The 15,340-nt window shown below is 61.1% G+C and carries 10 protein-coding genes; 6 read left to right on the top strand and 4 right to left on the bottom strand.

The window, feature by feature from the left end; genetic code table 11:
- Positions 1 to 72 precede the first annotated feature (72 nt).
- From infB to truB, 3 genes are all read left to right on the top strand, one after another.
- On the top strand, positions 73 to 3,090 hold the full coding sequence (gene infB, locus P7F28_RS30330; RefSeq protein ID WP_277188803.1) for a translation initiation factor IF-2: 3,018 nt from the start codon (positions 73 to 75) through the stop codon (positions 3,088 to 3,090).
- 94 nt (positions 3,091 to 3,184) lie between these two features.
- A complete protein-coding gene (gene rbfA / locus P7F28_RS30325) occupies positions 3,185 to 3,571 on the top strand; it encodes a 30S ribosome-binding factor RbfA (RefSeq protein ID WP_277188800.1) in 387 nt (128 codons plus the stop codon).
- Entirely contained in the window at positions 3,572 to 4,495 is a 924-nt protein-coding gene (gene truB / locus P7F28_RS30320) for a tRNA pseudouridine(55) synthase TruB (RefSeq protein ID WP_277188798.1), read from the top strand. It abuts the gene before it with no gap.
- A 35-nt stretch (positions 4,496 to 4,530) separates the two neighbouring features.
- On the opposite strand, the gene P7F28_RS30315 is transcribed toward truB, so the two are convergent.
- From P7F28_RS30315 to P7F28_RS30300, 4 genes are all read right to left on the bottom strand, one after another.
- Entirely contained in the window at positions 4,531 to 6,087 is a 1,557-nt protein-coding gene (locus P7F28_RS30315; protein ID WP_277188797.1) for a DHA2 family efflux MFS transporter permease subunit, read from the bottom strand.
- Positions 6,088 to 6,100: 13 nt separating this feature from the next.
- Entirely contained in the window at positions 6,101 to 7,369 is a 1,269-nt protein-coding gene (locus tag P7F28_RS30310; protein ID WP_277188795.1) for an HlyD family efflux transporter periplasmic adaptor subunit, read from the bottom strand.
- Positions 7,370 to 7,419: 50 nt separating this feature from the next.
- Positions 7,420 to 8,934, bottom strand: a complete 1,515-nt coding sequence (locus tag P7F28_RS30305; RefSeq protein ID WP_277188793.1) for an efflux transporter outer membrane subunit — start codon at positions 8,932 to 8,934, stop codon at positions 7,420 to 7,422.
- Positions 8,935 to 9,029: 95 nt separating this feature from the next.
- Positions 9,030 to 9,545 (bottom strand): MarR family winged helix-turn-helix transcriptional regulator, encoded by a 516-nt coding sequence (locus P7F28_RS30300; RefSeq protein WP_277188792.1) that lies wholly within the window; start codon positions 9,543 to 9,545, stop codon positions 9,030 to 9,032.
- 373 nt (positions 9,546 to 9,918) lie between these two features.
- Between P7F28_RS30300 and typA the strand changes: the two genes are divergently transcribed.
- The 3 genes from typA to P7F28_RS30285 form a co-directional block, all read left to right on the top strand.
- Positions 9,919 to 11,745: a translational GTPase TypA gene (gene typA / locus P7F28_RS30295; protein WP_277188790.1), complete on the top strand. Its 1,827-nt coding sequence runs from the start codon at positions 9,919 to 9,921 to the stop codon at positions 11,743 to 11,745.
- A 334-nt stretch (positions 11,746 to 12,079) separates the two neighbouring features.
- The gene (locus P7F28_RS30290; RefSeq protein ID WP_277188788.1) at positions 12,080 to 14,944 is read left to right on the top strand and encodes a 2-oxoglutarate dehydrogenase E1 component; all 2,865 of its coding nucleotides are present in this window, start codon (positions 12,080 to 12,082) and stop codon (positions 14,942 to 14,944) included.
- Between the two features lie 87 nt (positions 14,945 to 15,031).
- The coding region (locus tag P7F28_RS30285) for a biotin/lipoyl-containing protein (RefSeq protein WP_306806079.1) at positions 15,032 to 15,340 on the top strand (309 nt) is incomplete at its 3' end.

The following is a 15,340-nucleotide window of genomic DNA, read 5'->3' as shown; positions in this document are numbered from 1 at the left end:
AATTTGGCGGCCAGTTCGGCCGCGTGACCCCGATCTAACAGCAAGGATATTTCCTTGCATCAAGAGGAATGAATGGCGAGTAACAACGTAGCCCAATTTGCCGCGGAACTCAAAATGCCTGCAGGCGTGTTGCTAGAGCAACTGCAGGCGGCTGGCGTCCAGAAAGCGAGCGCGAACGATGACCTGTCCGAAACGGACAAGGCGCGTCTGCTCGACCATTTGCGCAAGTCGCACGGTTCCGCCGACGCCGACAAGCGCAAGATCACTCTGACCCGCCGGCATACGTCGGAAATCAAGCAATCCGACGCAACGGGTAAGGCTCGCACCATTCAGGTCGAGGTGCGCAAGAAGCGTGTGTTCGTGAAACGCGATGAAACCGGTGCGGAGCAAACCGAGTCGGCCGCGAATCACGTCGAGGAACCGGAAGTCGATGAAGCCGAGCTTCAGCGTCGCGAGGAAGAAGCGCGCCGTGCCGCCGAGCAGCTCGAGCGCGAAGAGCGCGAGCTGAAAGAGCGTCAGGCGAAGCTCGAGCAGGAAGAAGCCGAGCGTCGTTCCCGCGAAGAAGCGGCGGAAGCCGAGCGCAAGAAGCAGGAAGAGGAAGCGGCGCGCCGTGCGGCGGCTGCGGCTCAGGCTGCGGAAATCTCGCGTGCGGCGCAGGCCGCGCGTCAGGAAGCGCGTACGCAGCAACCGGCGGCGGAAGCCAAGCCGGAACCGAAGCAGGACGATTCCGCTGCTCAGCGCGAAGCCGCTGAGAAGGCCGCGAAGGCTGAAAAGGCTGCGGAAGAGAAGGCTGCGAGCGAGCGCGCTGCGCAACGCGAAGCCGCCAAGAAGGCGGAAGAAGACGCGAAGGCGAAGGCCGAAAAGGCGCGCGTCGAGCAGGAAGCGATTGCGAAGCGTCGTGCAGCGGCAGAAGCCGAAGCACGCGCTATCCGCGAAATGATGAGCACGCCGCGCAAGGCGCAAGTCAAGGCGCCGGAACCGGCACCAGCGGCTGCCAAGGCCGCGGAACCGGCGAAGGCTGCTGAAGCCAAGGGCACGCTGCACAAGCCCGCCAAGCCGGAAGGCGCGCAGTCGGCTCGTCCCGCAGCAGCGGCAAAGAAGCCGGCGGCTGGCGGTGGCGCGGCCGCACCGGCATCGACGGCACCGGCAGGCGCTGGCGACAAGAAGAAGGCTGGCAAGGGCGGCTGGTCGCAGGACGACGCATCGAAGCGCCGTGGCATGAAGACGCGTGGCGACTCCAGCGGCGGCGTCGATCGCGGCTGGCGCGGCGGTCCGAAGGGTCGCGGCAAGCATCAGGAACAGACGTCGTTCCAGGCGCCGACGGAACCCATCGTGCGTGAAGTGCACGTGCCGGAAACCATTTCGGTCGCGGATCTCGCACACAAGATGTCGGTGAAGGCTTCGGAAGTCATCAAGGTGATGATGAAGCTGGGCCAGATGGTCACGATCAATCAGGTGCTGGACCAGGAAACGGCGATGATCGTCGTCGAAGAACTGGGCCATCGCGCGGTCGCGGCAAAGCTGGACGATCCGGAAGCGCTGCTGGTCGAAGGCGAAGCAACGGAAGATACGGCAGAGAAGCTGCCGCGTCCGCCGGTCGTCACCGTCATGGGTCACGTCGATCACGGCAAGACCTCGCTGCTGGATTACATCCGTCGCGCGAAAGTGGCGGCGGGCGAAGCGGGCGGCATTACGCAGCATATCGGCGCGTATCACGTCGAAACGCCGCGTGGCGTCATCACCTTCCTCGACACGCCGGGTCACGAGGCCTTCACGGCCATGCGTGCGCGCGGTGCGAAGGCAACCGACATCGTCATTCTGGTGGTTGCAGCGGACGATGGCGTGATGCCGCAGACGAAGGAAGCGATCGCCCACGCGAAGGCGGGCGGCGTGCCGATCGTCGTCGCGATCAACAAGATCGACAAGCAGGATGCCAACCCGGATCGCGTGAAGCAGGAATTGGTCGCGGAAGGCGTCGTGCCGGAAGAATACGGTGGCGATTCGCCGTTCCTCGAAGTGTCGGCGAAGACCGGCAAGGGTATCGACGATCTGCTGGAAAACGTGTCGTTGCAGGCCGAAGTGATGGAACTGACCGCGCCGGTGGAAGCCGCCGCCAAGGGTCTCGTCATCGAAGCCAAGCTGGACAAGGGTAAGGGCGCGGTCGCGACCATCCTCGTGCAGTCGGGCACGCTGAATCGCGGCGACGTGGTTCTGGCGGGCAGCGCTTACGGCCGCGTTCGCGCCATGCTGGACGAAACCGGCAAGCCGACCAAATCGGCAGGTCCGTCGATCCCGGTGGAAATCCAGGGTCTGTCGGAAGTGCCGGCGGCGGGCGAGGAAGTCATCGTGTTGCCGGACGAGCGCAAGGCGCGCGAAATCGCGTTGTTCCGTCAGGGCAAGTTCCGCGATGTGAAGCTGGCCAAGCAGCAGGCCGCCAAACTCGAAAACATGCTCGAACAGATGGGCGAAGGCGAAGTGCAGAACCTGCCGCTTATCGTCAAGGCGGACGTGCAGGGCTCGCAGGAAGCGTTGGTGCAGTCGCTGCTCAAGCTGTCGACGAGCGAAGTGCGTGTGCAGATCGTGCACAGCGCGGTCGGCGCGATCAGCGAGTCGGACGTCAATCTGGCGACGGCATCGAAGGCGGTCATCATCGGCTTCAACACGCGTGCGGATGCTCAGGCGCGCAAGGTTGCCGAAGCGAACGGCATCGATATCCGCTACTACAACATCATCTATGACGCAGTGGATGAGGTGAAGGCAGCGATGTCCGGCATGCTGGCGCCGGAGAAGCGCGAGACGGTGACGGGCATGGTCGAGGTGCGTCAGGTTATCCGCGTGCCGAAGGTCGGTCTGATCGCGGGTTGTATGGTCACGGACGGCGTGGTCAAGCGTTCCTCGTCGGTGCGCGTGATCCGCAACAACGTCGTGATCCACACCGGCGAGCTGGATTCGCTCAAGCGCTTCAAGGACGACGTGAAGGAAGTGCGTCAGGGCTTCGAGTGCGGTATGTCGATCAAGAACTTCAGCGATATCGTCGAAGGCGATCAGTTCGAAGTCTTCGAAGTGACCGAAGTGGCGCGTACGCTGTAATGCGCTAGCCGCAGCGGTTAGGGGCGGAGCGGGCCTTGCGGCTCGCTCCGCCCTTTTTACTTAAGCGGCGCGAAAGAGATACGGAACAAACATCATGGCTAAAAGAAAGACATCGGCGAATCGCAATGTGCAGATCGCGGACCAGATTCAGCGCGATCTCTCCGAGCTGATGCGCGAAGTGAAGGATCCGCGTATCGGAATGGTGACGATTCAGAGCGTCGAACTGACGCCCGATTACGCGCACGCGAAAATCTATTTCACGACGCTGACCGGCGATCCGAAGCAGACGCAGGAAGGGCTGAATCACGCGGCGGGGCATCTGCATAATTTGCTGTTCAAGCGCCTGCATATTCATACGGTGCCGACGCTGCATTTCCACTACGACCAGACGATCGAAAAGGCCGTGGAAATGTCGCGTTTGATCGATGAAGCGAATGCGACGCGCGCGAAAGATGCCGATGAAGATCAGGAAGGCGCGTAAGTGAAAGGCGGTCCGAAGATTCCGCGCCGCGCGCTCGATGGCGTGTTGCTGCTGGACAAGCCGCTCGGTCTGTCGAGCAACGACGCGCTGATCAAGGCGAAGCGCATTTATCTGGCGAAGAAGGCGGGCCACACGGGCACGCTCGATCCGCTCGCGACGGGTTTGTTGCCGTTGTGCTTCGGTGAGGCGACGAAGTTTTCGCAGGATTTGCTCGAAGCCGACAAGACCTACGAAGCGACGATGCGCCTTGGCATTCGCACCACGACGGGCGATGCCGAAGGCGAGGCCATCGATACGCGCGACGTTACATGTGATGAGGCTGCCGTCGTCAAAGCGCTCGGTAAATTCAAAGGCGAAATCACCCAAGTCCCGCCGATGTATTCCGCGTTGAAACGCGACGGCAAGCCGCTGTACGAATACGCGCGCGCCGGGCAAACGGTTGAGCGCGAAGGCCGCCAGGTGACGATTCTCGCGTTGGAGATGATCGCGTGCGCGCTGCCGCTGGTGACGTTTCGCGTGACGTGCAGCAAAGGCACATACGTGCGCACGCTGGCTGAGGATATCGGTGAGATTTTGGGATGCGGGGCGCATCTGACTGCGCTGCGTCGTACGGGCGTCGGTGCGTTGACGCTGGAAAACGCGATCACGCTCGATGAACTCCAAGCGCTCAGCGAAGCCGAGCGCGACCAACGCCTGCAACCGGTCGATGCGTTGCTATCGACTTTCCCCGCAGTGAAACTCGACGACGAAGCCACGAAGCGCTTTCTCCACGGCCAGCGCCTGCGTCTTGCCGACGTGGTCAGCACGCGTCTCGAAGAAGGCCGCGTACGTGTTTATGCGCAACAAGGCGACCGATTGCTGGGCGTCGCAAAAGCGGGCGAGGGCGTGCTTGCGCCTGAACGCCTGATCGTCACAGCACAATAAAGAAGGCCCGGATATCGAATCCGGGCCTTCTCACATCAGTGTGCTGCGGACGCCGCCGCCGAATCCCCGCCGCCTGAACGCTCAGGCTTGGTAATCCAGATCAGCGCAATCAGCGCGATAAAAATCCCCGCCGAGATATAGAACATATCGTTCACGCCGAGCTGTGCGGCTTGCTGCGTCGCCATGCTGTTGAACAGGCCGACGGTCTGATCCTGCGAGAAGCCGAGCGCGCCCATTTGCTGCATCGAATTGTTGAAGGTCGGGTTGAACGCGTTCGCCTGTTCGACCAGTTGCGTGTGATGGAAGATCGAGCGATGTTCCCAAGCCGTCGAAAAGATCGACGTGCCGATACCGCCGCACATGATCCGCACGAAGTTCGACAAGCCCGACGCCGCCGGAATCCGATGCCCCGGCAAGCCCGACAAGGTGATCGACACCAGCGGAATAAAGAAGCCCGCCATCGCGATACCCTGAATAATCGTGGGCAGCGTGAGCGACCATGTATCCACGCCGGTCGTGTAACGCGAGCGCATCCAGAAGCACAGCGCGAAGATGATGAACGCCGCCGTCGCGATACGACGCGGATCGGTGCGCGGAAGGAACTTGCCGGTGATGGGCGATAACAGCACGGCGAACAGACCGACAGGGGCCATCACCAGACCCGCGTCGGTGGCCGTGTAGCCGATCACGGTCTGCAACCACAGCGGCAACAGCACCAGATTGCCGAAGTACAAACCGTAGCCGACGGATAGCGCAATCGTCCCGCCGCTGAAGTTACGCAACGCAAACAGCGACAAATCGACGACCGGATGTTCCGCCGTCAATTCCCACACGATAAAGAACGCAAACGCGATCACCGCCACCAGCGCCAGCACGACGATGGTCGTCGAATTGAACCAGTCGAGGTCCTTGCCCTTGTCGAGCATGACCTGCAACGAGCCGACCCAAATCACCAGCAGCGCGAGTCCGACGACATCGATCGGCGCCTTGCGGATGGCCGAATCGCGGTCGCGGAAGATCACATACGTCGCGCCCGCAGCCAGAATGCCGACCGGAATGTTGACGTAGAAAATCCACGGCCACGAGATATTGTCGGAGATCCAGCCGCCGAGAATCGGGCCGGCGACCGGTGCGATCAGCGTGGTCATCGACCACATCGACAAGGCGACCGGCGCTTTCTCCCGTGGATAACTCGCGAGCAACAGCGTTTGCGACAGCGGAATCATCGGACCGGCGACCGCGCCTTGCAGCACGCGCGCGGCGAGCAGGAAGGGCAGCGTCGGCGCGAGCCCGCACAGCCACGACGCGATCACGAACAGAATGATCGAGCCGATAAACAGCCGGAACTGGCCCATGCGCTGCGTAAGCCAGCCCGTCAGCGGCACCGAGATCGCGTTGGCGACCGCGAACGACGTAATCACCCACGTGCCCTGATCGGACGAGACGCCGAGATCACCCGAAATCGACGGAATCGACACGTTCGCGATCGACGTATCGAGCACGTTCATGAACACCGCGAGCGATACGGCGATCGTCCCGATAACGAGCTTTCCGCCTTCGAGCGGCGCGTGAGCGATGTTTTGCTGAGCCATGAGCCTCGTCCGCTTACATCAGCTTGGCAGCCGACGCCGTTTTCGACGCCTCGTTGCCTTTGCTACTGCCAATGCCGTTGCCGCGCATCGACGTGCTTTGCGTGCCTGCGTTCTGCTGGATGATGCGCGCGATTTCCTGATCGGCCTGTGCGCCGTAGTTGTCGAACACGTTGGTTTGATACACCGTGTTCGGCGCGTTGCCGAGCTGGCCGCCCTGATCGTCCTTGATGGTCACGTCCACGTCCATCGACAGGCCGATACGCAGCGGATGCTGTTCCAGTTCCTTCGGATCGAGCTGGATACGCACCGGCAGACGCTGCACGACCTTGATCCAGTTACCCGTCGCGTTCTGCGCGGGCAAGAGCGAGAACGCCGAACCCGTGCCCGCCGAGAAGCCGATCACCTTGCCGTGATATACGACGCCCGAACCGTACAGGTCGGCCGTCAGTTCAACCGGCTGGCCGATGTGCATATGCTTCAACTGCACTTCCTTGAAGTTGGCATCGACCCAGACGCCGTTGAGCGGCACGATCGCCATCAGCGGATTGCCAGGCGCGACGCGCTGGCCGACCTGCACCGAACGCTTCGCCACATAACCCGTGACCGGCGCGGGCAGCGTGTTACGCGCATAGTTGATGTACGAGTCACGCACCTTCGCGGCGGCGGCCAGCACATTCGGATGCTCGGCGATGCTCGTGTTCGCGGTCAGCGAACGGTTCGACGCGAGTTCCTGCTCGGCGGCATCGAGTGCGGCTTGCGCGCCGCGCACGGCATCGCGTGCATGCGAGATTTCTTCCTGCGATACCGCGCCCGTCTGCGCCACCTGCATACGGCGCTTGAAGTCGTCCTGCGCGCGCGACAAGTCCGAGCGGCGCAGCGCGATCTGCGCTTCGTACTGACCGTTGTTCACGAAGTACGTGCGCACCTGACGCACGGTCTGCGCGAGATTCGCTTCGGCGGAATCGAGCGCGACTTTGGAATCGGCGGGATCGAGCGTCACCAGCGGATCGCCCATTTTCACGGTCTGCGTATCGTCCGCGTTCACGGAGATGACCGTGCCCGTGACCTGCGGTGTGATCTGCACGACATTGCCGTTCACGTAGGCATCGTCGGTGGATTCGTGGAAGCGCGCGACGAGAAAGTAGTACAGACCGTACGCGACGGCCGCAATGATAATGACGAGCACGATCAGGCTCATCAGCACGCGGCGCTTGGTATTGCTCTGCTTGGGCGCTGGCGCGGCTGCCGTGGCGCTGGCGGCTTTTTGATTAGGGTCGCTCATGAAAGGCTCCGGGTATTTCGTCTTTGTCGTGTTGCGTGCTTATTACGTGCTCAGTTCGCGGCTTGATTGGTCGATGCAGTCGATGCTTTATGCCCGCTCCCGTCGATGGCGAGATTCGTATTCGTCGCATCGAAACCGCCGCCCAGTGCGCGGATCAGCGCAATCTGCAGATCGCTGCGGCGCATGCGCAGGTTGGTCACCGTCTGCTCGTTGGCGAGGCGGTTTTGGTCCGCCGTCAGCACTTGCAGTTGTGGCGACAAACCCGCTTTGTAGCGGATCACGGCGAGGTTGTACGCGCTCGTCGCGGCGGTCAGCGCGCGGTTGGCATCGTTCATTTGCTTTTCTACGGCGCGGATCGACGAGATATTGGTCGCCACGTCGTTCAGCGCGTTGATCAGCGTCTGGTTGTAGCTGGCGACGTCGTTATCGAAATCGGCGTAGCGGCCTTTCAACTGCGAACGCAGCGCGCCGGCATCGAAAATCGGCAGATGGACGGCCGGGCCGGCCTGAATCTGACGGCTGCCTGCGGTCAGGAATCGGCCCCAGCCGAACGCGTCGAAACCGAAGCCCGCAGCCAGATTGATGTCCGGGAAGAACTCGGCCTTCGCTTCCTTGATATTGTGCGTGGCCGCTTCCACCTGCCAGCGCGCCGCGACGATATCCGGGCGGCGCGAGATCAGATCGGCGGGCACGTTATCCGGCAGGGCGAGATTAACTTTCGTATCGATCACCGGATTGGCGATCTGCAAACCGCGATCCGGACCTTTGCCAAGCAGCGCGGCAAGCTGATACCGCACCGATTCGATCTGCCCGTCGAGATCGCTCAAATTGGTCTGGCTGGTCGCGACGTTGCCCTCGGCGGTGCGGCGCTCGACGTTGGTATCGAGTCCGGCGGCGACGCGTCCGTTGGTAATGCGCCCGACGTTTTCGCGATTGGCGATTTCGCGCTGTGTAACATCGCGCAGCGCGTAGAGCAGGGCGAGCTGGTTATACGTGCGCGCCACCGATGCCGACAGCGTCACGCGCGCCTGCTGCATATCCGCTTCGGCCGCCTTTTCCTGCGACACCGCCATATTCAGACGCGAGCGGTTCTTGCCCCACAGATCCAGATCCCACGATGCGCTCGCCAGCACATTGTTCTCGCTATACCACGTGCCACCGTACGGCGGCGGATACAGCGCATTGCCCGAGAACAACTCGCGGTTCCACGAATACGAGCCGTTGACCTTCGGATACAGCGACGAGCGCGAACTCTCGATATACGCCGATGCCTTCGCGATCCGCGCCTGCGCCTGCGCGATGGTCGGCGCATCCGACAGCGCTTCGTCGATCAGCTTCGGCAGTTGCGGATCGCCGAACTGATTGGCCCAGTCGAGCGTCGGCCACTGGCCGCCTTGTCCGGGCACGCTTTGCGTGGCCTGATAGTTGTCGGGCGAAGCGATCTGCTTGTCGCTCGAAATGCCCGCGTAGTTCGCGCAGCCCGCGACGAACAGCGCGGCCGCAGCGGCCACAGCGCTTTTCGTCAATCGGCTGCCCCGTCGTGCAGGCAAGGAGAGGTGTTTCATCGCTCGTCTCTTTGAATCAGAGTTAAAGATGGACCTTGCAATCATTTTGTAGGCTTTCGCGCCTGATTTCGTCGCTGATTTGATTGTCGATGCAATCACGCGCTCTTGCCGGCGCCAGCGAGCAACGCCGCCGCCGATGGATCGCACGAATTCGCCAGTATCCGGCGCAACATGTTTTTGAGAAAGCCGACTTCTTCCGGCGAGAAGCCCGAGAGCAGGCTATCCAGAACACGCGTGAAGATGGCAGGAACCTGCTCGGCCATCGCGCGGCCATCGTCGGTGAGGGCGAGGCGTACGACGCGCCGGTCCTGCTCGCTGCGTACGCGCGACAGGAGCCCGCGCTTTTCCAACCGGTCGATCAGACGCGTCACCGCGCTGGCATCGATGCCGTATTCGCGCGCGATATCCGCTGCCGTCGCGCACTTGCCGACCGCCAGCATGAACATGATGCTGGCCTGCGTGCTGGTGATGCCAAGTTCCGACGATGTGTGTTGCGTGACCATGTTCCACATCGTCGAGCGCACGCGGCTGATGAGGTAGCCGACGCTTTCGCTCAGCACGTAATCGTTGATCGCGGACGCGCTGTTGGGCGGGTTGAGATCGTCGCTCATGAAAATAATCGTGCGCTTGCAATAGTTGACTAGGCAGGATTATAGGAGCGTGTTTCAGATGCTGCAAGGATGTTTTCCAGAGACGCTTAATAATCGCTGCGGCGCTTAGCTGACCGGCGGCAAGCATTGAAGAACTGTCGGGCATCTGCGACAGAGTGCGCAAGCGCGTTCCGGGTCGCGTCCTATTGCAAGAAAGCGACATTCGTGCGTGCTATACTTTTGGGTTCTCACCGCGCCGGACCCACGGTTTTCATGCAACGCGCAGACTTTTATGTGCACGTACGCATGACGCTTCATGAAGGGTTGCCGAGCCAGAGGGCTTTCTCACCGGAGAAGGTCCGCTCCGACGGCGCACAAACCAAGACATCCTCTTATGACTCGCGCCCTTCGCAATATCGCCATCATCGCCCACGTCGACCACGGCAAGACTACGCTCGTCGACCAACTGCTTCGCCAGTCGGGCACCTTCCGTGAAAACCAGCAAGTTGCCGAACGGGTCATGGACTCGAACGACATCGAAAAGGAACGCGGCATCACGATTCTCGCGAAGAACTGCGCGGTCGAATACGAAGGCACGCACATCAATATCGTCGATACGCCCGGACACGCGGACTTCGGCGGCGAAGTGGAGCGCGTGCTGTCGATGGTCGATTCCGTTTTGCTGCTGGTCGATGCCGTCGAAGGCCCGATGCCGCAAACGCGCTTCGTGACCAAGAAGGCGCTCGCGCTCGGTCTCAAGCCGATCGTCGTCGTCAACAAGGTGGACCGTCCGGGCGCGCGTATTGACTGGGTCATCAACCAGACCTTCGATCTGTTCGACAAGCTCGGCGCGACGGAAGAACAACTCGATTTCCCGATCGTGTACGCATCGGGTCTGAACGGTTTCGCCGGTTTGAACCCTGACGTGCGCGAAGGCACCATGCGTCCGCTGTTCGAAGCCATTCTTGAACACGTGCCGGTTCGCCCGGCTGATCCGGACGGTCCGCTGCAACTGCAAATCACGTCGCTCGACTACAACTCGTACGTTGGCCGTATCGGCGTGGGCCGTGTGGCGCGTGGCCGTATCCGTCCGGGCATGCAAGTGGCCGTGCGTTCGGGTCCGGACGGCGCAATCCTGAATCGCAAGATCAATCAGGTGCTGTCGTTCCACGGTCTGGAGCGCGTGCAGGTCGAGGAAGCGCAAGCGGGCGATATCGTGCTGATCAACGGTATCGAAGAAATCGGCATTGGCGTGACTATCTGCGCGCCGGACAATCCCGAAGCGCTGCCCATGATCACCGTCGATGAACCCACGCTGACGATGAACTTCCTCGTGAACTCGTCGCCGCTGGCGGGCAAGGAAGGCAAGTTCGTGACAAGTCGCCAGATTCGCGATCGTCTGACCAAGGAACTGAACCACAACGTCGCGCTGCGCGTAAAAGACACGGGCGATGAAACCACGTTCGAAGTCTCGGGCCGTGGCGAACTTCATCTGACCATTCTGGTCGAGAACATGCGTCGTGAAGGTTACGAACTCGCGGTGTCGCGTCCGCGCGTGGTGCTGCAAGAGATCGACGGCGTGAAGTGCGAGCCGTATGAAAACCTGACGGTCGATATCGAAGACACGCATCAGGGCGGCGTGATGGAAGAACTCGGCCGCCGCAAGGGCGAAATGCTCGACATGAGTTCCGATAGCCGTGGCCGCACGCGTCTCGAGTACAAGATTTCGGCGCGTGGCCTGATCGGCTTCCAGGGCGAGTTCCTGACGCTGACGCGCGGCACGGGTCTGATGAGCCACACGTTCGATTCGTACGCGCCGGTCAAGGAAGGCTCGATCGGCGAGCGTCGTAACGGCGTGCTGATCTCGCAGGACGATGGCGCGGCTGTTGCGTACGCACTGTGGAAGCTGCAGGATCGCGGCCGCATGTTCGTGTCGCCCGGCGATGCGCTGTACGAAGGCATGATCATCGGCATTCACAGCCGTGACAACGACCTCGTCGTGAATCCGATCAAGGGCAAGCAGCTCACCAACGTGCGTGCTTCGGGTACGGACGAAGCCGTGCGTCTGGTGCCGCCGATCCAGCTTTCGCTGGAATACGCGGTCGAATTCATCGACGACGACGAACTGGTGGAAGTCACGCCGCAGTCCATCCGTCTGCGCAAGCGTCACCTGAAGGAACACGAGCGTCGCCGCGCCAGCCGTGAAGGCAACGCTGACTAAGACGAACTGAGACTAACTTAGCGCGTTGAATCGAAACAAGAAAAAGCCGCCCGAGGTCGTATCGAAGGCGGCTTTTTTGCGTTTGCAGGCAGCCCTTGCTTATCTCGAAAACGCCCGCAAATGCCCGGTACAGAAGGCGCGCAGGACTATATGAAGATGCGACTACCGGTCATATGACGAATAGTTCTGTGCTATGCTAGTGAGATTAGCTGTCGCATGTTAGGTCCTTCCAAGCAGACTTGATTCGCGCAATCCGCTAAACGGTCAGGCCGTGGCGCGGAAGGTTTTGTAACCCGCACTTCCTCGGGAAACCCGAAGAAAGGTGAGCGTAAAAATGATGAAGCAATTCCGGTCGAACTCATACTTGTTCGGCGGTAACGCTCCGTACGTCGAAGAACTGTACGAGCAATATCTCGATAATCCCGCGTCAGTGCCCGAGACCTGGCGAGCTTATTTCGACGCGTTGCAAAACGTGCCCGCCTCCGACGGCTCGGCACACAACGACGTGGCTCACGGCCCGATCGTCGAATCGTTTGCGTTGCGTGCAAAGCAGAACGCTTTCATGCCGCGTGAGGGCGGTGGCGGTGAAGATCTCGCCACGTCGCGCAAACAAGTCTACGTTCAGTCGCTGATTGGCGCGTATCGCTTCCTTGGCTCGCAATGGGCCAATCTCGATCCGCTCAAGCGCCGCGAGCGTCCGCATATCCCCGAACTCGAACCTGCGTTCTACGACTTCACCGAAGCCGACATGGACCAGGAATTCAGCGCCACGAACCTGTATTTCGGTTTCGAGCGTGCGTCGCTGCGCGAGATCGTCAAGGCATTGCGTGACACATACTGCGGCACGATCGGCGCGGAGTACATGTACATCAGCGATCCTGAACAAAAGCGCTGGTGGAAAGAAAAGCTCGAATCGATCCGTTCGACGCCGAATTTCTCGAACGAGAAGAAGAAGCACATTCTCGGTCGCCTGACGGCTGCCGAAGGTCTCGAACGTTTCCTGCATACCAAATACGTCGGTCAGAAGCGCTTCTCGCTGGAAGGCGGCGAAAGCTTCATCGCGTCGATGGACGAAGTCGTGCGTCATGGCGGCAAGAGCGGCGTGCAGGAAATCGTCATCGGCATGGCTCACCGTGGCCGTCTGAACGTGCTGGTCAATACGCTGGGCAAGATGCCGGCTGATCTGTTCGCCGAATTCGAAGGCAAGCATCACGACGATCTGCCGGCTGGCGACGTGAAGTATCACAAGGGCTTCTCGTCGGATGTATCGACGGAAGGCGGCCCGGTTCACCTGTCGCTCGCGTTCAATCCGTCGCACCTTGAAATCGTGAATCCGGTGGTCGAGGGTTCGGCCAAGGCGCGGATGGATCGCCGTGGCGACGAAGACGGTCTGCAAGTGCTGCCGGTTCAGGTTCACGGCGACGCGGCATTCGCCGGTCAGGGCGTTGTGATGGAAACGCTGAACCTCGCGCAAACGCGCGGTTACGGCACGCACGGCACGCTGCATATCGTCATCAACAACCAGATTGGCTTTACGACGTCGGACCCGCGCGATTCGCGCTCGACGCTGTATTGCTCGGACGTGGTCAAGATGATCGAAGCGCCGGTGCTGCATGTGAACGGTGACGATCCTGAAGCCGTCGTGCTCGCGACGCAGCTCGCTATCGACTTCCGTATGCAGTTCCACAAGGATGTCGTGGTTGACATCATCTGCTTCCGGAAGCTCGGTCACAACGAGCAGGACACGCCGGCGGTCACGCAGCCGCTGATGTACAAGACCATTGCGAAGCATCCGGGCACGCGCGCGGTCTACGCAGAAAAGCTCGTGCAACAAGGCGTGATCAGCGCCGAGCAAGGCGACGAGTTCGTTAAGGCTTACCGTCAGGCGATGGACGAAGGCCATCACACCGTCGATCCGGTGCTCTCGAACTACAAGAGCAAGTACGCAGTGGACTGGGTGCCGTTCCTGAACCGCAAGTGGACGGACGCCGCCGACACCGCCGTGCCGCTGGCAGAACTCAAGCGACTGGCCGAGCGCATCACCACGATCCCGGAAAACTTCAAGGTTCACCCGCTGGTCGAGCGCGTCATCAACGATCGCCGCGCGATGGGTCTGGGCGAATCGAAGCTCGACTGGGGCATGGGCGAACACCTCGCGTTCGCATCGCTGGTGGCGTCGGGTTATGCCGTGCGTCTGACGGGTCAGGATTCGGGCCGTGGCACGTTCACGCACCGCCACGCTGTCCTGCACGATCAGAATCGCGAACGCTGGAACGACGGCACCTACATTCCGCTGCAGAACATCGCGGAAGGTCAGGCGAAGTTCACGGTGATCGATTCGGTGCTGTCGGAAGAAGCGGTGCTCGGTTTCGAGTACGGCTATTCGACCGCTGAACCGAACACGTTCGTCGCGTGGGAAGCGCAGTTCGGCGACTTCGTGAACGGCGCGCAAGTCGTGATCGACCAGTTCATCTCGTCGGGCGAAGTGAAGTGGGGCCGCGTCTCGGGTCTGACGGTGCTGCTGCCGCACGGCTACGAAGGTCAGGGTCCGGAGCACTCGTCGGCGCGTATCGAACGCTTCCTGCAACTGTGCGCGGACCACAACATGCAAGTGGTTCAGCCGACCACGCCGGCGCAGATTTTCCACCTGTTGCGCCGTCAGATGATTCGCTTGTTCCGCAAGCCGCTGATTATCGCCACGCCGAAGTCGCTGCTGCGTCACAAGGAAGCCGTGTCCGATCTGTCGGAACTGGCGAAGGGTTCGTTCCAGCCGGTGATCGGCGAAGTGGACGAAGCCATCGAAGCGAAGAAGGTCAAGCGCGTGATCGCGTGCTCGGGTCGCGTGTACTACGACCTCGTCGCGCATCGCCGTGAAGCGAAGAGCAACGACGTGGCCATCGTGCGTATCGAACAGTTGTATCCGTTCGCGCACAAGCAGTTCGACGCGGAACTCAAGAAGTACGAGAACGCGACGGAAGTGGTGTGGGTGCAGGACGAGCCGCAGAATCAGGGCGCGTGGTTCTACATCGAGCATCACCTGCGCGAAGGCATGAAGGAAGGCATGAAGCTGGCATACAGCGGCCGTCCGGCATCGGCGTCGCCTGCGGTTGGTTATTACGCGAAGCACTACGAGCAGCAGAAGGCGCTCGTGGAAGGCGCGTTCGGCCGACTCAAGGGCGCGCAGATCATCGCCAAGTAATCGCTGCCTGATCGGGACCGCATGAGCCGACGCTCATCCGGTCCCGACGCTCGACTTTAAAAAGACACGCATTAGGACAATACAGAAATGGCTATCGTAGAAGTCAAGGTTCCCCAGCTTTCCGAGTCGGTCTCGGAAGCGACCATGCTGCAATGGAAGAAGAAGCCGGGCGAAGCTGTCGCCCAGGACGAAATTCTGATCGAAATCGAAACGGACAAGGTTGTGCTCGAAGTGCCCGCGCCGTCGGCTGGCGTGCTCGCGCAAGTCATCAAGCACGATGGCGATATCGTCGGTGCGGATGAGGTGATCGCGAAGATCGATACCGAAGCCAAGGCTGGCGAAGCACCGGCTGCGGTCGCCGCTGCAGGCGATGCGGAAGTGAAGCCCGCGCCGGTC

The sequence above is a fragment of the Caballeronia sp. BR00000012568055 genome (assembly GCF_029439455.1).
Classification (GTDB): domain Bacteria; phylum Pseudomonadota; class Gammaproteobacteria; order Burkholderiales; family Burkholderiaceae; genus Caballeronia.
This window is presented reverse-complemented; position numbering and strand designations above follow the sequence as displayed.

What these genes read in the sequence shown, in the direction of transcription:
- infB (WP_277188803.1), top strand. Translation starts at nt 73, where the DNA reads ATGGCGAGTAACAACGTAGCCCAATTTGCCGCGGAACTCAAAATGCCT.
- rbfA (WP_277188800.1), top strand. Translation starts at nt 3,185, where the DNA reads ATGGCTAAAAGAAAGACATCGGCGAATCGCAATGTGCAGATCGCGGAC.
- P7F28_RS30315 (WP_277188797.1), bottom strand. Translation starts at nt 6,087, where the DNA reads ATGGCTCAGCAAAACATCGCTCACGCGCCGCTCGAAGGCGGAAAGCTC.
- P7F28_RS30310 (WP_277188795.1), bottom strand. Translation starts at nt 7,369, where the DNA reads ATGAGCGACCCTAATCAAAAAGCCGCCAGCGCCACGGCAGCCGCGCCA.
- P7F28_RS30305 (WP_277188793.1), bottom strand. Translation starts at nt 8,934, where the DNA reads ATGAAACACCTCTCCTTGCCTGCACGACGGGGCAGCCGATTGACGAAA.
- P7F28_RS30300 (WP_277188792.1), bottom strand. Translation starts at nt 9,545, where the DNA reads ATGAGCGACGATCTCAACCCGCCCAACAGCGCGTCCGCGATCAACGAT.
- typA (WP_277188790.1), top strand. Translation starts at nt 9,919, where the DNA reads ATGACTCGCGCCCTTCGCAATATCGCCATCATCGCCCACGTCGACCAC.
- P7F28_RS30290 (WP_277188788.1), top strand. Translation starts at nt 12,080, where the DNA reads ATGATGAAGCAATTCCGGTCGAACTCATACTTGTTCGGCGGTAACGCT.